The organism is Mesorhizobium sp. WSM4842 (genome assembly GCF_055901575.1).
On the sequence record NZ_CM148372.1, the window covers coordinates 4,461,057 to 4,480,402 of the forward strand.

Below are 19,346 nucleotides of genomic sequence, written 5' to 3' on the forward strand. Positions count from 1 at the left end.
ATGAGCGACCAGTCCCTGCATCCGCCGCTCGTTAACAGCTCGCTTCTGCCCCCGATGGCACCGCCTTGTGGAATCCGGCCGAGCCCGGCGACCTGGATCAGAAAGAACCTGTTCCCGACACCGTTCTCCGGCGCGCTGACGATCTGCTTCACGGTTCTCGCGGCATGGCTTTTGCAGCAGTTCGTGAGTTTTGCAGTCTTGGACGCAGTCTGGGCCGACGGACAGGAAGAATGCCGCGCCAACCCTGACGGCGCCTGTTGGCCGTTCATCGTCGAGAAATTCGACTATCTCCGTTACGGGGCGTATCCCGTGTCCGAGCGCTGGCGGGTGGACCTGACGCTGGCAATCGGCGCCGTGCTGATCGTCTGGCTGATGTGGAAACAAGCGCCGCGGCGCAACCTGGCTGGGTTGCTGCTCTTTATTGTCTATCCGTTCGTCGCCTTCGTGCTGTTGAGGGGCGTCGCGTCGCTCGATCTGCCGGTCATCGATACCGTCTTGTGGGGAGGTCTGCTCATCACGCTGCTCATGTCGATCGTGGGCATCGTCTTCTCGCTGCCGCTCGGCGTGCTTCTCGCGCTTGGCCGGCGATCGCAGCTTCCCCTCGTCAGAGCAGTATGTGTCACCTTCATCGAGGTCGTGAGGGGTGTGCCGTTCATCACGGTGCTGTTCATGGCGAATTTCATGATGCCGCTCTTCGTGCCCGACTATCTGACGCCCGATCGGTTGCTGCGTCCGCTGATTGCGATAGCGCTGTTCTCGTCCGCCTACATGGCCGAGGTGGTGCGCGCAGGCCTTCAGGCGATCCCCAAGGGGCAATATGAGGCGGCAAAGGCGCTCGGCGTCAGCTATTTCACCATGATGCGTCTGATCATCCTGCCGCAGGCGCTCACGATCGTTATCCCAGGCATAGTCTCTACCTTTATCGGGCTGTTCAAGGACACGACGCTGGTAGCGATCGTCGGCATTGCGGACTTCCTGAGGGCCGTCGAAACGGCGCGAGTCGACCCGAACTGGGCTGGGCCGACGATCTCCTCGACCGGCTATCTCTTCGCCGGGCTGGTCTACTGGATCTTCTGCTTTGGAATGTCCCGCTACTCGCAGTCGATGGAGCGCGCGTTGGCGCGCGGCCACGAGAGCTAGGAAGCGGAATATGCGACAGACCGTGCTCGACAGTTTCCTGCGCAAAATCCTCAGATAGCGCTCCGAAAGTTCGAGCAGCGGCGAGCGGCAAAAACCACACCCGGAAATCAAGCAATGGCTGTGCAGATGCATCGCAATCTACGGTTGCGGAAAGAAATGTTGGAATGATCGACTTCGACAGGATCTATGATCGCCACCAATTTGGGTCAGTCAAATGGGCCAATCAGTGGGACGAATTCTCGCCTCGGGTCGAGGGCGAAGATCTGCTTTCGCTATGGACCGCGGACATGGATTTTCGCGCGCCTGAAACCGTCATCGCGCGCCTGCGAGAAGCCGCGGACCATGGTATCTATGGCTATACCCGCCGCGACCCCCGTCACTACGAGATTGTGCAATCATGGTTCGCGCGTCGGCACGACTGGTCGCCGGCACTGGAATCCCTGCTGCCGGCGCCAGCGATCATGCCGTCGGTGGCCGCGATGCTTCGGACCTTCACGAAGCCCGGGGACGGGGTGATTGTGCAGTCTCCCATCTACTCGCCTTATTTCGAAGTAATTCAGGGCAACGGAAGGAAGCTGCTGGTCAACAGGCTAAGGTTGCAGAATAACCGATACGAGCTCGACCTGGAGAACTTCGCGAAACTGGCAGCCGGGGCCAAGGCCTTCCTGTTGTGTAATCCGCACAATCCAGCTGGAAAGGCGTGGACGCACGAGGAATTGACGGCGCTGAACGATGTCTGCGAGCGCTACGGCATCCTCGTCATATCTGACGACATCCATTGCGATATCAGATTATCGGATCGCCCGCACATTGTCTTCTCGTCCCTCTCGGAGGATGCCGCGGAAAAGTCATTCATCTGCACGGCTCCAACGAAGACCTTCAATCTGGCCGGCGTGCCCTCCGCAACCGTGTCGGTGGCCAACAAGCAGCGGCGCGAGGCGCTTCTGGCCAGCATGCAGGCATCGTTCATGGTCAACGCCAACTTCTTTGGACGGCTGGCGCTAGAGATCGCCTACAGCACCGGCGCGCCGTGGCTGGATCAGCTGACGCGCTACATCGGCGGTAATGTCGATTTCGTCCTCAAGTTCGCCGAGGATCGCCTGCCGGGCATCACACCGATGCGGCCGGACGCTTCCTTCCTGGTGTGGCTGGATGCGCGCGGGCTCGATCGGAAGGTGGGAGGCGTTCAGCGGTTTTTCGTCGACCGAGCCGGAGTCAATTTGTACGATGGGCGCGTCTATGGACCCGGTGGCGAAGGCTACATTCGCCTCAATGTCGGTTGCCCTCGTCCGCTGTTGCGCAGAGGGCTCGAACGTATGTCCAGGGCGCTGGAGTCGTTGTGAGAGCCTTGAACCTGCACATCTGCTGCTTGACGGCGATAGCGTGCTTGCATTCAGCTCCAGGCGTGGCTGGCCAATCCGTAAACCCAAGGTCCGTTGCTTTCCCGGTTCAGGAACCGGCGGCCTTTGGACATTGTCGTCACGGTCTCGGCAATGCCGAGGCCGCTCTGCTGAAGGAACTCGGCAAACACGCCATCCCTCTCGCGCGTATCGACGCGCGCGAATCGACCTGCCAGCTTCTTCAGATGGACGGCGGTGAGATGGACCGCGTCCTGGTCGCTTCGAGCCACAATGGGGCCAATCACATGGCCGCGCCCGAACTCGCGACACATGGAATAGCCAAAGACCTCGCCACCGCGGCTCAGAGTGGCTATCGAGGCATCCTCTGCGAGCAACGCAAGTAGCCCCGCACGATTTGTCCCAAACGCACGCGCGTCCAGCTCGGTGATCTCGCGAAGTCTGTCGCTGGGCAGCTCACTGAGTTCACCATCCAGAACTGGCATCGGCGGGAGTTTTTGTGGGGCCTCGCCCTGGCGCATGTAGACGATCGCCTCGCTCGTGAAGCCGAGTGAAATATACAGAGGATAGGCGGGATGGGTTGCATTCAGGGCCAGATTGCGATCCCCGCACTGCTCAAGTACCTGTTCCATGAGCCATCGGCCACCTCCCTGCGCCTGTGCGCGGGGCGTCGTGATCACCAGACCAATGGTGGCAAAATCGTCCCCGTGGGGAAACCACATCGCGCTTCCGAAGACGCGCCCAATTCCGTCAACGGCGACGATGCCGTGGCCGGCGCGGCGCAGTAGGTTCCAGTCCTTGGGGCGATGCGGCCAGCGGACAGAAATCGATAGTGCATGCAGCAGATCAACGTCGACATCATTGATGTCCCGCGCGACCAGTTCAAAGGATTTCAGGCGCACTGATCTCTGCATGTTAGTCGATCCGCTCCTTCAACGAATGCCCAAGGCATGCGTCTTGATCCTGGCGCCTTTAGCCATGTTTGCGACAGGCCTCATTTGCCGCAGCTTTACAGGGGAAAGCCAGCAGGTTTCGCTGATTCGAGGCGTTTTTTCGCAATCTTCAGCCAAAGCACGACGCGATTCGGCAGGGAACACTGCTGCCTACGGATAGGCTGGTCGCACCCGGTGACAATGTGCAAGCAGAGCGGACCGCCATGAACGTGGAAGAAATCCTCGCGACCCTGATTGCATTTCCCTCTGTTATGGGCACGCCAAACGGCGCGATCGTCGATTGGATCCGCGACTACTGTCAGGCAGCCGGAGCCGAGGTGACGGTTCTGCCCGGTCCCGAGGGCGACCGGTCCAACCTGTTCGTCACGGTCGGCCCGCGCGAGGGTCGGGGCTACATCATCTCCGGACATGTGGATGTTGTGCCGGCCGGCGAGCCGGAATGGAGCTCGGATCCGTTCGTCCTGCGTCGCGAGGGCAGCAGGCTTTACGGCCGCGGCGCCACCGACATGAAGGGCTTTCTCGCCTGCGCATTGGCCGCGCTGCCGGGGCTTGCGGCGATGAAACTGCGGCAGCCAGTTCATCTCGCATTCTCCTACGATGAAGAGGCGGGGTGCCGTGGTGTGCCGCATCTTCTGGTTGCGTTGCCGATGCTATGCGAGAGGCCGCTTGGCGCGATTGTCGGCGAGCCGAGCCGGATGCAACCTGTGCGTGCGCACAAGGGGAAGGCGGCGGCGCGGCTCGAAGTGATCGGGCGATCCGGCCATTCGTCACGCCCCGATCTCGGACTCAATGCCGTGCACGCCATGGCCGGCGTCATCACGCACGCCGTGGCCTATGGCCAATCCCTCGCCGACGGACCGCTCGATCAAGATTTCGAGCCCCCATATTCTTCCTTGCAGGTGGGCGTCATCGCCGGTGGACAGGCGGTCAACATCATCGCTGGCCACTGCACTGCCGATATCGAGGTACGTGCCGTGCCGGGCGTTTCTCCAGCCTCCCTGCTTGAGCCGGTCAAGGCCGAGCTTTTTGCCCTGCGCGACAGCGGCTTCGAGGTAATTTGGCACGAGTTGAGTTCCTATCCCGCCCTTGCGCCCGCGAAGGGTAGTGAGCTAGCGGCGGTTCTGACCGAGCTGACGGGGCAGGAGCCGCTCACAGCGGTTAGTTACGGCACGGAGGCCGGGCTTTATCAGCAGGCCGGTATCGATGCGATCATTTGCGGCCCCGGCGAAATTTCCCGCGCGCATCGTCCCAATGAATACATCGAGATCGGTGAACTTGCTGCCTGCCAGAGCATGATCGAGGATCTCGGCGCGCGCCTTGCAGCATGAACTAGAGGGCGGGTTCCATGGCATTTCTTTTCAATTCCGATGCGGCGCGTGCTGCGGTGTTCCGCGAGATCTTCGCGCGCGAACTCCCGGATCTGGAATTCTTCCATTCCGGCGAGGAGATGGAGCCGGAGAATGTGCGCTATCTCATCACCTGGACAGTGCCGGACGAGATCTCGCGCTACCGCAATCTGGAAGTGCTATTTTCCATCGGAGCGGGCGTCGACCAGTTCAATCAGGACGTGGTGCCAAGCCATGTGAAGCTTGTGCGCATGGTCGAGGATGGCATCATACGCATGATGCAGGAATACGTCGCGCTTGGCGTGTTGGCGCTCCACCGGGAGATGCCCGCCTATCTCGAGCAGCAGAAAAGGTGCCTCTGGCAACCGATTGCCGCTCGGCAGGCGGCCGAACGCCGGGTCGGTTTTCTTGGTCTTGGCATGCTGGCGCAGGCGGCAATCGAGCGCCTGAAGCCGTTCCAGTTTCCGCTAGCCGGATGGAGCCGCCGCGAAAAGCGGATAGAGGGCGTTGCCTGTTTTCACGGCGCCGATCAGTTGCCCCGCTTTCTAAAGCAGACGGACATTCTCGTCTGTCTGCTACCGCTGACACAGGAAACGAGCGGCATTCTCAATGGCGGGCTCTTCTCCTTGCTACCAGCCGGGGCGCAGCTGCTGCATGTCGGCAGGGGTCCGCAACTCGACCAGGCCGCGCTGATCGACGCGCTCGACACCGGTCACCTAACTGCGGCGATGCTTGATGTCACTGATCCAGAACCGCTCCCGGAAGACCATCCGCTGTGGTCGCATTCGAAGGTGATGATAACGCCGCACATTGCCTCGGTGACACAATCGCATACGGCGGCGCAATCCGCCGTGGACAACATCCGGCGCCACCGCGCCGGCAACGAACTGATCGGCCTCGTCGATCGAACGCTCGGCTACTAACCAGGAAACCTCACATGTCACTGCTGACCACGATTGACACAAATCCCGCCTTCACGCCGAAGGAGGCATTGCCGCTGCCGGAGCGGCTCATTTCTGGCACTCCATCCTTCAAAACCTGGGCGCAGGATGCCTCGAAAGGTGAGAAGGTTCTGACCGGCGTCTGGGAGGCGACCCCCGGCGAGACGCATTCGATCAAGGGCACTACCTACGAGTTCTGCCACATCATTTCGGGTGTGATCGAAATCGAGGAGAAGGCGGGCGAGACGAAGACCTACCGCGCCGGCGACAGTTTCGTGATGAAGCCCGGTTTCGTCGGCGTCTGGCGTACGATCGAGACCGTGCGCAAGATCTACGTCTGCGTTTATGACTGAGTTCAATGCCCAAGGTCCGGCCGAATAGCGCGCGCGGCGGTTCCAGAACAATCGACTTTCCAAGTTCCGCCTGACGCGATTCAACGCCGTCGGGCGGCTCATCCTCGACGGAAAATGCGGCGCGCGGTCCATTATTGTTCCGATGAAACGCTAGTGCCGGATGAGGACCTCCATCAAATGACGACCTATAAAATAGCGCTCATCCCCGGCGACGGCATCGGCAAAGACGTGACTGGGGCGGCATGGCAGGTGCTGCAGGCGGCGGCAAAACGGGGCGGTTTCGCCCTTGATGGCACAAGCTTCCCATGGTCGTGCGCCTATTACCTGGAAACCGGCGCAATGATGCCGCCAGACGGCATCGAGATACTGCGGAAATTCGATGCGATCTATCTCGGTGCTGTGGGGTGGCCCGCCGAAGTGCCCGACTCAGTATCGCTTCACGGACTGCTCCTGCCGATCCGGAAAGGGTTCACGCAGTACGCCAACATACGACCGCACAGGCTGTTGCCGGGCGTTCAGGGGCCCCTCCGATCCGATGGTTTCGACATCCTGTGCGTACGCGAGAATACGGAAGGCGAATATTCCGGTGCCGGCGGGCGCGTTCATTCCGGCACAGCCAATGAGGTCGCGATTGAGACAGCAATCTTCACGCGTGCGGGTGTCGAACGGATCATGCGTTTCGGTTTCGAACAGGCGCGGGCGCGCCGCAAGAAGCTCGCATCTGTGACCAAATCCAACGCGCAGAAACATTCCATGGTTTTCTGGGATGAGGTGACGCGCGAGATAGCGAAGGACTATCCCGATGTGGAGGTCTCGCACTACCACATCGACGCCATGGCTGCCCGCATGGTGCTGGCGCCTGACAGCCTCGACGTAATCGTCGCCTCGAACCTGTTTGGCGACATCCTCACCGATATCGGAGCGGCCATCCAGGGCGGGCTGGGTTATGCCGCCTCTGCCAATATCAATCCCGATCGCAGCGCACCTTCCATGTTCGAGCCTGTCCATGGTTCGGCACCCGATATCGCGCATCTCGGCGTCGCCAATCCGATCGCCGCGGTCTGGTCCGGTGCGATGATGCTGGAGCATCTGGGCGAGCGGCATGCTGCGGCCGAAGTGATGTCGGCGATCGAGTCCGTAACCGCGCAGGGCATAGGCACGATCGCAGGCAAGGACCGGACTGAAACAATCACGCGAGCCGTGCTTGCGGCATTGAGCTGAAAGGGCAGAGGAAAAAGACCATGAATGCGATCACGAAGATTGGCACCTTTAACGATACCGACCTGTTCCGCCAGCAGGCGTTGATTGGCGGTGTGTGGCGGGACGCGGACACAAAGGCCGTCGCCGAGGTCACCAACCCTGCCAGCCTGAATGTTCTCGGCACCGTTCCCGACATGGGGGGCGACGAGACCAGGGCCGCGATCGGCGCTGCGGCCGAGGCGTTCAGGAGTTGGAAGAAGAAGACTCATGCCGAGCGCGGGGGACTGCTGGAACGCTGGCACGACCTCATTCGCCGGCATGAACAGGATTTGGCGCTTCTGCTGACTCTGGAACAGGGTAAGCCGCTTGCCGAGGCGCTCGCGGAGATCCGCTACGGCGCGTCGTTCGTGAAATGGTTTGCGGAGGAGGCGCGCCGGATCGGTGGCTCGACCATTCCGTCACCCACTGCCGATCGCCGCATTCTGGTTCTCAAGGAAGCAGTCGGCGTCTGCGCCGTCATCACCCCGTGGAATTTTCCGAATGCGATGATCACGCGCAAGGTGGCGCCCGCACTTGCCGCCGGCTGCACGGTGGTGATCAAGCCGTCGGAGTTCACACCCTTTTCGGCGCTCGCGCTCGGCGTCCTGGCGGAGCGGGCGGGCATCCCGGCAGGCGTTATCAACATCGTAACCGGCATGCCGGCGGAGATCGGCAAAGAGCTGATGGCCAACGAAACGGTGCGCAAGATCTCCTTCACAGGTTCAACCCGCGTCGGCGCGCTTCTGATGAAGGGCGCCGCCGACGGCATCAAAAGGCTCAGCCTCGAGCTCGGCGGGAACGCGCCTTTCATCGTCTTCGATGACGCAGATCTCGATCTCGCCCTCGAAGGGGCGGTAAACTCCAAATTTCGCAATGGCGGCCAAACTTGCGTCTGTGCCAACCGCATTCTCGTGCAGGCCGGCATCTATGAGGCGTTTGCTGCCAAGCTCGCCAGCCGAGTTGCAGAGATGAAGGTTGGCGCCGGTACAGAGGAGGGCGTCGTCATCGGGCCGATGATCAATGGGGCCGCCATCGAGAAGATCGAGCGGCATGTCGCCGATGCTTTGGAGAAAGGCGCCCGGATAATTGCCCGGAGCGAAGCAGTGCCGGAAGGCAAGCAATACGCCCGGCCTATTCTGCTCGGCGACGCCACGACCGAAATGCTGCTGGCGTCGGAAGAGACGTTCGGGCCCGTTGCGCCGTTGTTCCGTTTTGAAACCGAGGAGGAAGCCATCGCGATCGCCAATGGAACACCCTTCGGCCTTGCCGCCTATTTCTACACGGAAAACCTCAAACGATCGTGGCGTGTGGCCGAGGCGCTGGAGTTCGGTATGGTCGGGCTCAACACCGGCCTGATCTCGACAGAGGTCGCTCCGTTCGGCGGTGTGAAGCAGTCGGGGCTGGGGCGCGAAGGATCGCAGCTGGGGATTGAGGAATATCTGGAGGTCAAGACGCTTCACGTCGGCGGGTTGAATTAGAGGCCTTTTCGAATCTCAAGAGCGAGACAAGCAATGAGAAAGGGGCGGCCGAACCGCCCCTTTCTCATTCGATACTTCGGATGCCGCGATGGCCGGAGGCCCGCCAGCCTCAAGCAACTTCCCGAACGGGCTCCAGTCCGACGGCGGCGGCCAGTCCTCCGATATCCTTGATCTCGGTGTATTCGTAGAAGGGGTTCGCGGGCTCGTGGCTGCGATTCACCCAGACCTTGCTCTTGATACCGAGATCATAGGCGGTCATGAGATCGTAGCGGAATGAGGACGACACATGAGTAATGTCCTCAGGGCCGCAGCCGAGCTTGTCGAGCATGTATTCAAAGCCCTTCATCAGCGGCTTATAGGCGCCAACCTCTTCGGCGGTGATGACGGTGTGAAAGGGCGCGCCGAGCTTTTCCACATTCGACATGATCAGGCTGTTCATGGAGTTGGACAGGATCACCAGTGGGATTTCCTTGGCCACTCTGGACAGGCCAGCCGGGACGTCGGGGTGCGGACCCCAGGTTGGCACTTCGTCATAGATGCGTTGGGCATCTTCGGGTTTGAACTGGATACCGATGCGCTTGCAGCTGCGTTCGATGGAATTCTGCACCACCTCGAGGAAGGGTTTCCATGGCCCCAGCACCTCGTCAAGGCGATAGCCTCTAAAAGCCTCCACGAAGCTGGCCATTGCCTCTGGGGAGAGGCGCTCGCCGTAGACGCGCCGCGCCGCACCGGCCATATCGAAATTGGTGAGCGTGCCGTAGCAGTCGAAGGTGATATATTTCGGTCTGAACGTCGACATGGCGACCATCCTCCTAGTTTTCTCGGCACAGCGTGCCTGTACCACGATCACCATAGTCGGAGATCTGGAAGACTAACGGCCGCATTCGCTGCGACCTGAAGCAGATCGTTTCGTATTGCATCGCCGGTTTGGCAGAGAGTTGCGCCACGTGTCCTTTCGAGCTTTGGGAGCAGCGCGGCCTGTCGGCCATGCTTCGGCAGAAGATGCGGCGCGAGCGGCGAAGGATAGTGAAAACGCGTCGCGCATGGCTGCCGGTCGGGAGGAACTGCTGTCTTTGGTGGTCTACCGTTAGCACCTGAAGACGAAGGCCGGAAATTCATCATGACCACACAACAGATCATCCTTGAAGAGATGACACCGGGGCACCTGGAAGGTGCTGTCGAGTTGTCTCGCCAAGTTAAATGGCCGCATCGCCGCGAGGATTGGGAGCTGGTCCAGTCGGTCAGCCGGGGGATCGTCGCTCTGGAAGAAGGACGGGTGGTGGCGACCATCATGATGACCCCCTACGGCGACGATGCCGCCGCCATCAACATGGTGATCGTCGATGCGGCCATGCGCGGCCGCGGGCTCGGCCGAAAGATGATGGAAGAGGCGCTTGCCAAGGCGGGTGAGCGCAGCTGTTGCCTGGCGGCGACACGGGAAGGCCTGCCGCTCTATGAGAAGCTGGGCTTCGTCACGACTGGCGAGATCGTACAGCATCAGGGCGAGGCATTGCCTGTTTCCGCGCCGGCCCGTGTATCCTGGGCAGAGAGCGGCGATCTTGCCCGCCTCGGGGTGCTGGATCGCGAGGCAAGTGGCCATGACCGTTCGGCGCTGATGAAGCTGCTTCGCGAGCGCGCGAAGTTCGCCGTCATTCGCGATGAAGGCGATACTCAGGCCTTTTCCGCCATCCGGCCATTCGGCCGGGGGCTGGTCATTGGGCCGGTGGTGGCGAGAAACGGTACCGAGGCCAAAGCCCTGATCGACTTTCTGCTCGCCCATCATCAGGGCCAGTTCGTCCGTGTCGATACCGACGTTTCAACGGATCTTGCTGAATGGCTCACCGGGCGCGGGCTCGCGCACGTCGGCGGTGGGATCACGATGCGACGCTCCATGGCCACGCACAAAGAAAGCAAGCCCGCGCATCACCGCACATATGCGTTGGTCAGTCAGGCACTCGGTTGAATCGGAGGAAGAAATGCTGGCAAACTCACTGATCGAACTCGATCGCGCGCATCTGGTTCACCCGTTTTCATGCTATCGGAGCCACGAGGAAGCCGGTGTGCGGGTGCTCAAATCCGCCAAGGGCGCAAGGGTGACCGATGCAAGCGGGAAAACGCTGCTGGACGGATTCGCTGGTCTATGGTGTGTAAACGTCGGATACGGGCAGGAAAGCGTCGTTGAGGCAGCGGCCAAGCAGCTAAGAGAGCTTCCCTATGCGACAGGATATTTCGGGCTGGGGTCCGAGCCTGCCATTCGTCTTGCTGCCAGACTTGCCGAACTGGCGCCCGGCGATCTGAACCATGTCTATTTCACGCTGGGCGGTTCCGACGCAGTCGACAGCACGATCCGTTTCATTCGCTACTACTACCATGCCAAGGGTACGCCGCAAAAGGACCAGTTCATCTCGGTCGAGTATGGCTACCACGGATCCTCGACGGCAGGGTCCGGTCTGACCGCGATCCCCGCTTTCCATGCGGGCTTCGGCGTGCCTTACGACTGGCAGCACAAAATTCCCTCGCACTACGCCTATCGCAATCCGGTCGGTTCCGATCCGCAGACGATTATCGACGCATCGGTCGCGGCCCTGCGCGCCAAGATCGCGGAACTTGGCGCGGACCGCGTTGCGGCCTTCTACGCCGAACCCATTCAGGGTTCGGGCGGTGTCCTCGTTCCACCGACAGGCTGGCTGAAGGCCCTGCACGCCGTGTGCAAGGAACACGACATCCTGTTCGTTGCCGACGAAGTCATCACTGCCTTTGGCCGCACCGGTCCGCTCTTCGCCTGTGAAGAGGACGATGTGGTGCCGGATTTCATAACCACGGCGAAGGGACTGACCTCGGGCTACGTGCCGATGGGCGCAGTCTTCATGTCGGACCATGTCTACAATACGATCGCGGACGGAGCCGGCAAAGCGCCCGTCGGCCATGGCTACACCTATTCAGCCCATCCCGTGAGCGCGGCGGTGGGGCTGGAATGCCTGCGTCTCTACGAAGAGGGCTTGCTCGAGGACGGGCGGAAGGCCGGGAAGCGCTTGATGGAAGGCCTTCGCTCGCTCGCCGACCACCCGCTGGTTGGCGATATTCGCGGTCGCGGCATGCTGGCCGCGGTCGAGTTGGTCACTGACAAGGAGCGCAAGACGCCGCTGCCGGCGGCAGCCGATCCGGGTCGCCGTATTTTCGACCGCGCATGGGCGAACGGCCTCATCATCCGCGCCTTCAACAGCGGCATCCTGGGCTATGCGCCGCCGCTCTGCTGCACGGAGGACGATATCGATGGAATCCTCGAACGCACGCGGATGACGCTGGATCAAACCCTCGAAGACAAGGACGTGCGGGCGGCGATGAAAAGATGATCGTCCAGACTGCCGCCGCATGCGCGGGGCAGCCTCTTCCTCATCTGTCGAATATGGCGTCGAGCGGCAAATGAGATTTCACGATAGGGGATTTCAGCACGACGAAGCTGAAATATTTGTCGATGCCGATGTCCATTTCGACAAGGCGCTCCATGACCGTCTGGTATTCGGTGATTCCCGCTGTGACAAACTTCACCAGGTAGTCGTAGCCGCCTGAAACAAGATGGCATTCGATGACGGAATCGATCTTCTCGACGGTGGCAAGAAACCGCGCGAAGTCGGTCTGCCGATGGTTCCTGAGCGTGATCTCGGTGAAGACCGTCAACGTCTGCCCGAGCTTGGAGACGTCGATCAGGGCGGAATAACCGGTGATGAAGCCTTCCGCCTGAAGCTTCTTGACCCGCATCAGGCAGGGGCTCGGTGACAGATACACCAGCTCGGCAAGCTCGACGTTGGATATGCGCCCGTTCTTTTGCAGCTCGGAGAGAATTTTGATGTCGATCTTGTCGAGCTTCATCAGAAACCTGTCACACGTTCGAACCGCGGATCGTCCGGCAAACGGCGTCCGTTACTTCCTGCGTGGTCGCGGTGCCACCAACGTCCGGCGTCAGCACGCCTTCCCTTGTCACCGATTCCACAGCGCGCATCAGCCGGTCGGCCGCTTCGCTTTCGCCCAGATGGTCGAGCATCTGGGCGGCGGTCCAGAAGGTGGCGACAGGGTTGGCGATACCTTTGCCGGCAATGTCGAACGCCGAGCCGTGGATAGGCTCGAACATCGAGGGATAGCGCCGCTCGGGATCAATATTGGCGGTCGGTGCTACGCCGAGACTGCCCGCAAGCGCACCTGCAAGGTCCGACAATATGTCGGCGTGAAGATTGGTGGCGACGATCGTATCGAGGCTCCGTGGTTTCAGCGTCATACGCATCGTCATAGCATCAACCAGCATCTTGTCCCACGTGACGTCCGGGAATTCCCGTGCCACCTCGGCGGCGATTTCGTCCCACATTACCATGCCGTGACGCTGCGCGTTGGATTTCGTAACAACTGTCAGGAGCTTTCGCGGCCGTGACTGCGCCAGCCGGAATGCATAGCGCATGATGCGGGTGACGCCGACGCGCGTGAAGATCGCGACCTCGGTTCCGACCTCCTCGGGGAGGCCGCGATGGGCTCGGCCGCCGTGGCCCGAATACTCGCCCTCGGAATTCTCCCGCACGATCACCCAATCCAGATCGCCAGGGCCAACGCCTGCCAGCGGCGAAACAATACCGGGCAATATCCTCGTCGGCCGCACATTCGCGTATTGATCAAAGCCTTGGCAAATCGGCAGCCGGAGGCCCCAGAGAGTGATGTCGTCGGGCACATCGGGAGCACCGACCGCGCCAAAGAAGATAGCGTCGAAACGCTTCAGTTGCGTCACACCGTCCTCGGGCATCATCCGACCATGGGCCTTGTAGTAGTCTGAGCCCCAGTCGAAGTGCTGGACGCGCAGCTTGAAGTCGCCGCAGCGCTCTTCAAGTGTCTCAAGCGCCTGGAGACCGGCGGCAATGACCTCTGGGCCGATCCCGTCGGCCGGAATGGCGGCAATCTCATATTCGCGCATCGTCACTTTCCCTGTTTTTAGTGCTGGCCGCCTCGCGGCCTCGATCTCATGTGCGACCGATCGTACCTTGGCAAATCGGTCTTCTCAGAATTCAGCGACCTTGCCCCACGCAGCGGTCTTCAGACGCTCCGGCCTATAAGGACGCGGATCGACGATCGGCTCGCTGCCGGTGATGATATCGGCGATCATATGCCCCGCGCCGGGGCCGATCCCGAAGCCGTGGCCGCTAAATCCCGCGGCGAGAAGGAAGCCCGGAATTCCCTCGACTTCACCGATTGCCGGGATGCCATCGGGCGTGCTGTCGACATAGCCCGCCCAAGCATGAGAAATCGCGGTGTGCTTGAGTTCGGGCAGCAAGCCGCAGGCTCTTTGATATGTTAGGCGAATCTGCCTCATGTCAGGTTTGGGGTCGAGAATCCGATTCCGTTCCATTGGTGTCACGTCGTCAAGTACCCATTTCCTCAGGCTTTCATGACCTTGACGCCAGCCCTCGAACGCTCCCGGAGCCAGACTGCGCCAGCGGCGGGCGAACATGGGCACGAACTCGCGGCTGAACCTGAGCTGCTGCGGTGTTGGATCGACTCGCGCCCGCCCGCTGATCGCCAGCGTGTATCCACCGTTGCCGCGCCGCGTCAGCGAGACGCGCGCGGTATGCAGGGCATCCGGCAGGCCATTTGCGCCCGGCGCTACGGCTAGAATGGACTGACGCACGGCAGCTTGCGGGAAACGAATACCAAGCTGGTTGCAGAAGGAAGAAGCCCACGCGCCTCCGGCCATGACCACGGTCGTTGTCCGGATGGTTCCCGCTTCTGTAACGACGCCGCTGACCCGGCCGGCGCTCAACTCTATGCCGCGAGCCGCGCAATATTGATGTACGGAGCCGCCAGCCGCCATGATCCCACGCGCGGCTACAGGTACCGCCCTCGAGGTGTCTGCCGTTCCGTCGGTCGGTGAGAAAACGCCGCCCTTCCACTTGCGGCCGGTCGATTTACCCCGTTCGGTGGCTTTTTCCGCGCTCAGCATATGCGTCGTGACGCCGACCGTCCTCGCAAAATCGCGCCACTTTGCCCAACCTGCGAGCTCATCGTCGTTCTGCGAGAGATAGAGCAGCCCGCAACGGCGAAAGCCGGTGTCTTCGCCAGTCTCCTGCGCCACTTTTTCCCAGAGATCGAGGCTCTTGGTTGCCATCGGCAACTCGCGCGCGTCACGGTTCTGCTGGCGGCACCAGCCCCAGTTGCGGCTGGACTGTTCGGCAGCAACGCGTCCTTTCTCCAGCAGGGCAACGCTGACGCCGCGGCGTGCGAGATAATATGCCGTGAATACGCCTACACGCCGCCGCCGATGACGACGACGTCCGCCTCGCGAGGCAGGGAAGGGCTGGAATCGATGTGCATGAGCGGCGCGGGCATGGATGGGGACTCCGGTAATTTGAAGCATCCTAACCTGCCGCCCGCAGAGGCAGGCTGCGGAGTTCATGCCTGGACGGAATTTCCTTCGGTTAGCGGCCTCTAGGACGGCCAATTGTTGCGCGAAAAGCTCGCTGTCACCGGGGCAAGCAGGAGTACACTTCATGCAGTCGCGTCATCCACGGCATGGCTATTCAGGCGCGGCGCACAGTTGCCGACCCTGATCGGCAGTGCCTTGGCCGACATTGCGATTGGCCGCACGGACACCGATCCGCTCGACCGCATCCTGGCACACGGTGCCGATGCACACCGGAAGGCCCTGGTTCCTGCCCGTCGTGGGGGCGTATTGCCGCATGAAGGATATGGTTGCCTGATCATGTCGCGGGCGCCGAACAGCTGCAGACTGAAATGCCGAACTGGACGTTCTTTTCAGAAGTTCCTGCCGCCCGAGGGCCAAATTTCGACGACTATGCGGATACAGAACAGTCAAACTGGCTGAAAGAACGGAGCAACCCTTCCTTATGGCAGGCGAGCTCCAGAGGACTTCTGATAGGCATGGCTTACGCCCGGAGAGTTCTCCAAGAAAAGGGAACAGTGTCCGGTACACGGACCGGATTTCATCAAGGGACCCGCCAGGATGAGCAGAATCAGTTTCTCGCAGCCTCAGGGCGCGAAGCGCCGAGATGGCCAGACGACGGCCGCTACGGTGAGGCGCTTCTGCTCAAAGGGCGATGATGCGGTCCGCAACAGCGTGGACCCGCTCGGTTGAAAGGGGAGGTGATCTCGATGATCGCAAGCATTCAGGCTGTAGCCCCCCACGATGTGGCGCTTTCGATACGCGACCTCACGGTGAATTTGCCGCAAGGCATGGAACGGACCCATGCCGTCGAGAACATCTCCTTTGATCTGAAGCGCGGCCAGATCCTGTGCATCATCGGCGAATCCGGATCGGGAAAGTCTGTCACAGCCAATGCGATCATGGGGCTTCTGCCCAAGGTGATCCGCGTCTCCTCGGGCGCCATCCAGCTGGATGGGATGAACATCATAGGCCTGTCGCCCGACAAGCTGCGCAGCTTACGCGGCCGGGTTGTCTCGATGATTTTCCAGGATCCGCTCTCGGCACTCAACCCGCTGATGACGGTGGGCGCGCAGATCGACGAAGTCATGGCGGCGCATGGCGTCGGCACTCCGAAATCCCGTCGCGGCCGCGCTGTCGAGTTGCTGACCGAGGTGGGGCTGCCCGACCCCGAACTCATGTATCATCAGTATCCGTTCCGGCTTTCTGGCGGGCAGCGGCAGCGGGTTATGATCGCCATGGCGCTGGCGCTTGAACCCACGATCCTGATCGCGGATGAACCGACGACCGCGCTCGACGTGACCACACAGGCACAGATTCTGGAGCTGATCCGCGACATTCAGCGCCGCAAGGGGATGAGCGTCATGTTCATCACCCACGACTTCGGGGTGGTGGCCGAGATCGCAGACAGTGTCGTCGTGATGGAGAAGGGCCACATCGTCGAACAGGGTAGCGCCCAACAGGTGCTTAAGTCGCCGGGCCATCCCTATACCCGGCGCCTTATCGCGGCCGTCCCGCGCCTGACCGGCGAGGACCGCGTTCCTCTGGAGACGGCCAACAAAGCGCCGATCCTGAAGGTCGAAGGCCTGGTGAAGACCTACCGCAGCGGCAGTTCCCTGTTCGGCTCGCAGCGCGTCGTGCCCGCGGTCAACGAGGTCTCGTTCGATCTGGCGCCCGGGCGCACGCTGGGCGTTGTGGGCGAAAGCGGTTCCGGCAAATCGTCGCTTGGTCGGCTTTTGATCAAGCTGCTGGACAGCGACGGCGGCGGGATTCTGTTCGAGGGCCGCGACATCGCCAAGCTTTCCGAAGCCGAATTCCGCCCGCTGCGGCCGCGGGTTCAGATGATCTTCCAGGATCCCTTCGCCTCGCTCAACCCGCGATCGACGATCGGCCACATCCTGACCGTTGGCCCAGTCGCGCACGGAACGCCCTATGCCCAAGCGCGTGATGAGGCGAAGGCGCTCCTGGCTCATGTCGGACTCGATGCCGGCGCCTTTGGTCGCTTTCCGCATGAATTTTCCGGTGGGCAGCGCCAGCGCATCGGCATCGCTCGGGCGCTGATGTTCAAACCGAAGCTGCTGATCGCCGACGAAGCTGTGTCGGCGCTCGACGTGTCGATCCAGGCCCAGATCCTACAGTTGCTGGACCAGATCCAGCGGGAGACCGGCGTTTCGATGATCTTCATCACCCACGATCTGCGCGTCGCCAGCCAGATCTGCGACGAAATCGCGGTGATGCAGAAAGGGCGGATCGTGGAACGCGGACCGCCCTCGCAAATCTTCCTCGACCCGCAATCAGCCTACACGCGTGAGCTGGTGGCGGCGATTCCTGGAGAGCAGCCGGGATCTACCCGTCCGGTTGTAGCAAATGGGTAAGAGCCACGGCGGACACCGCCAGAACAAGGGGAATTCCAATGACTGAACGCTCAGACACCAAATCAAACTACTCGCGGCGCGATGCACTGCGATTGATGGCGATAGGCGGGGCGGCAGGCCTCATTGCGCCCAATCTGTTGGGCAAGCCCGCCTTCGCCCAGACCCGGCCAGCGAGCCCAACCGGTCGCGTCGTCGTCGGACTTTCGCAGGAACCCACCGTGTTCAACCCGTTGATGCCGCATATTGAGGTCGACGACGCTGTGCATTTCTCGCTTTTCGATGCGCTCTTCCGCATGGATCCCAAAGGCGTTCTTCAGCCCAATCTTGCGGTCGAAGTGCCAAGCCAGAAAAACGGCGACATTTCAGAGGACGGTCTTAAGTGGCGCATCCGCCTGCGTGACGACGTCCGCTGGCACGACGGCAAGCCCTTCACGGCTGAGGATGTGAAATTCACTCTTGAGCTCATCACCAATCCGCAATTCCGCGCCTGGCGCACGGCCGGCCATTCGCTGGTGCGCGATATCAAGGTGGTCTCGCCGACCGAGCTGACCTGGCGGATGGAGGAGGCTTTCGCCCCCTACCTGTCGTTTCTCGCCGAAACCTTCATGGTTCCCAAGCACATCCTCGAAAAAGAGGCCGACCCCAACGCCGCCGCCTTCAATCAGGCGCCTGTCGGCACTGGCGCATTCAAGTGGGCGCAGCGCGTTGCCGGTGATCATATCGAACTCGTCGCGAACGCGGATTATGTCGGGGAGGGCCCCTATTTGGAGCGGCTCGTCTTCAAATACATCCCCGACATGACGGTGCTCTACACCCAGTTCAAGAGCGGCGACATTGATCTTGTCGACCAGGCATTCATAACCGCCGACCGCTACGCGGAAGCCAGCAAACTATCGGATCGTGTGGTCAAGCTGGAGCCTGGGGCATCGGTCGAGTCGATCTATCTCAATCTTGAGAAGCCGCAATTCAAGGACCCGGCGGTCCGCCAGGCGCTCTACGCCGCAATCGATAGGAAAGCGATCCTCGAAGCAATTTATTACGGGGTCCACACCCCCACCGAGACGTTCATGCCGCAGAGTTCCTACTACTACAATCCGAACCTGCCGGCCCAGGAGTTCAACATCGAGCGCGCGGGCCAGATCCTCGACGAGGCCGGCTGGGTACCCGGAGCCGATGGAATACGGGTGAAGGACGGGGTGCGTCTGTCGTTCGCCAACTCCACCACCTCCGGCAACCACCTGCGCGAGCAGACGCAGCAGTTCCTGCAGCAGACATTCGCCGAGATCGGGGTGGAGATGACCATCTCCAACCTGCCGGCCGCCGTCATGTGGGGCGATTTCTGGCTCAAATCGCAGTTCGAGTCGGCCATCTCCGGTGTAACAAATGTCATCGCGGGCGACCCCGACGTTTCCAACCGCCTGCACACCAAGGCGATCGTCGCGAAGGGCGGAAAGGGCTCGAACACAGGCCAATACTCCAACCCGGAGGTCGATGCGCTGCTCGAGAAGGGCACCCGCACCTTCGATCGGGAAGTGCGGCGCGCCATTTATCTGCGTGTGCAGGAAATCGTCCGTCAGGATCTGCCGTTCCTGCCTCTGTTTGCCTCCACCAACGTGTTTGGCCGCAAGGAAGGGCTGGAGGGTTTCGAGGCAAATTCCAACACCCGCGTCGCATCCTGGCATGCCGCCGGATGGTATTGGAAGGGCTGACATACATACGCCGCCGCC

At 61.3% G+C, this 19,346-nt stretch carries 16 protein-coding genes and 1 pseudogene; 12 read left to right on the forward strand and 5 right to left on the reverse strand.

Annotation, left to right across the window (positions count from 1 at the left end; translation table 11 throughout):
• Entirely contained in the window at positions 1-1,140 is a 1,140-nt protein-coding gene (locus AC0NIE_RS21560) for an amino acid ABC transporter permease (protein ID WP_473488328.1), read from the forward strand.
• 164 nt (positions 1,141-1,304) lie between these two features.
• The gene (locus AC0NIE_RS21565; RefSeq protein WP_473488327.1) at positions 1,305-2,483 is read left to right on the forward strand and encodes a MalY/PatB family protein; all 1,179 of its coding nucleotides are present in this window, start codon (positions 1,305-1,307) and stop codon (positions 2,481-2,483) included.
• Positions 2,484-2,533: 50 nt separating this feature from the next.
• Here the strand turns inward: AC0NIE_RS21565 and AC0NIE_RS21570 are convergent, their stop codons facing one another.
• The gene (locus AC0NIE_RS21570; protein WP_473488326.1) at positions 2,534-3,412 is read right to left on the reverse strand and encodes a GNAT family N-acetyltransferase; all 879 of its coding nucleotides are present in this window, start codon (positions 3,410-3,412) and stop codon (positions 2,534-2,536) included.
• Positions 3,413-3,654: 242 nt separating this feature from the next.
• On the opposite strand from AC0NIE_RS21570, the gene argE reads away from it, so the two are divergent.
• From argE to AC0NIE_RS21595, 5 genes are all read left to right on the forward strand, one after another.
• Positions 3,655-4,779 carry an acetylornithine deacetylase gene (argE, locus tag AC0NIE_RS21575; RefSeq protein ID WP_473488324.1) on the forward strand — a complete coding sequence of 375 codons (1,125 nt, stop codon included), beginning with the start codon at positions 3,655-3,657 and terminating at the stop codon, positions 4,777-4,779.
• 17 nt (positions 4,780-4,796) lie between these two features.
• On the forward strand, positions 4,797-5,720 hold the full coding sequence (locus AC0NIE_RS21580; protein ID WP_473488323.1) for a 2-hydroxyacid dehydrogenase: 924 nt from the start codon (positions 4,797-4,799) through the stop codon (positions 5,718-5,720).
• 14 nt (positions 5,721-5,734) lie between these two features.
• A complete protein-coding gene (locus tag AC0NIE_RS21585; RefSeq protein WP_292178204.1) occupies positions 5,735-6,091 on the forward strand; it encodes a cupin domain-containing protein in 357 nt (118 codons plus the stop codon).
• Positions 6,092-6,268: 177 nt separating this feature from the next.
• The gene (locus AC0NIE_RS21590) at positions 6,269-7,312 is read left to right on the forward strand and encodes a tartrate dehydrogenase (protein ID WP_473488322.1); all 1,044 of its coding nucleotides are present in this window, start codon (positions 6,269-6,271) and stop codon (positions 7,310-7,312) included.
• A 20-nt stretch (positions 7,313-7,332) separates the two neighbouring features.
• Positions 7,333-8,808, forward strand: a complete 1,476-nt coding sequence (locus AC0NIE_RS21595; protein ID WP_473488321.1) for an NAD-dependent succinate-semialdehyde dehydrogenase — start codon at positions 7,333-7,335, stop codon at positions 8,806-8,808.
• A 109-nt stretch (positions 8,809-8,917) separates the two neighbouring features.
• Here AC0NIE_RS21595 and AC0NIE_RS21600 read toward each other — a convergent pair whose 3' ends face one another.
• On the reverse strand, positions 8,918-9,607 hold the full coding sequence (locus AC0NIE_RS21600; protein WP_473488320.1) for a haloacid dehalogenase type II: 690 nt from the start codon (positions 9,605-9,607) through the stop codon (positions 8,918-8,920).
• Positions 9,608-9,928: 321 nt separating this feature from the next.
• Here AC0NIE_RS21600 and AC0NIE_RS21605 point away from each other — a divergent pair, with 321 nt between their 5' ends.
• Entirely contained in the window at positions 9,929-10,771 is an 843-nt protein-coding gene (locus AC0NIE_RS21605; RefSeq protein ID WP_473488319.1) for a GNAT family N-acetyltransferase, read from the forward strand.
• Between the two features lie 13 nt (positions 10,772-10,784).
• Complete coding sequence (locus AC0NIE_RS21610) at positions 10,785-12,161, forward strand: aminotransferase class III-fold pyridoxal phosphate-dependent enzyme (RefSeq protein ID WP_473488318.1); 1,377 nt, start codon at positions 10,785-10,787, stop codon at positions 12,159-12,161.
• A gap of 40 nt (positions 12,162-12,201) precedes the next feature.
• Here AC0NIE_RS21610 and AC0NIE_RS21615 read toward each other — a convergent pair whose 3' ends face one another.
• The 3 genes and pseudogenes from AC0NIE_RS21615 to AC0NIE_RS21625 all read right to left on the reverse strand — a co-directional run bounded on the left by AC0NIE_RS21615 (position 12,202) and on the right by AC0NIE_RS21625 (position 15,171).
• Positions 12,202-12,678: an Lrp/AsnC family transcriptional regulator gene (locus AC0NIE_RS21615; RefSeq protein ID WP_473488317.1), complete on the reverse strand. Its 477-nt coding sequence runs from the start codon at positions 12,676-12,678 to the stop codon at positions 12,202-12,204.
• A gap of 10 nt (positions 12,679-12,688) precedes the next feature.
• Positions 12,689-13,762, reverse strand: a complete 1,074-nt coding sequence (locus AC0NIE_RS21620; RefSeq protein ID WP_473488316.1) for a tartrate dehydrogenase — start codon at positions 13,760-13,762, stop codon at positions 12,689-12,691.
• An 84-nt stretch (positions 13,763-13,846) separates the two neighbouring features.
• Positions 13,847-15,171, reverse strand: a pseudogene (locus AC0NIE_RS21625) (NAD(P)/FAD-dependent oxidoreductase).
• Positions 15,172-15,534: 363 nt separating this feature from the next.
• On the opposite strand from AC0NIE_RS21625, the gene AC0NIE_RS21630 reads away from it, so the two are divergent.
• The 3 genes from AC0NIE_RS21630 to AC0NIE_RS21640 are packed head-to-tail and all read left to right on the forward strand — an operon-like array spanning position 15,535 to position 19,328.
• Positions 15,535-15,903: a hypothetical protein gene (locus tag AC0NIE_RS21630; RefSeq protein ID WP_474043995.1), complete on the forward strand. Its 369-nt coding sequence runs from the start codon at positions 15,535-15,537 to the stop codon at positions 15,901-15,903.
• Between the two features lie 51 nt (positions 15,904-15,954).
• Complete coding sequence (locus AC0NIE_RS21635; protein ID WP_473488314.1) at positions 15,955-17,619, forward strand: ABC transporter ATP-binding protein; 1,665 nt, start codon at positions 15,955-15,957, stop codon at positions 17,617-17,619.
• Positions 17,620-17,657: 38 nt separating this feature from the next.
• Positions 17,658-19,328 (forward strand): peptide ABC transporter substrate-binding protein, encoded by a 1,671-nt coding sequence (locus tag AC0NIE_RS21640; protein ID WP_473488313.1) that lies wholly within the window; start codon positions 17,658-17,660, stop codon positions 19,326-19,328.
• Positions 19,329-19,346: the final 18 nt, after the last annotated feature.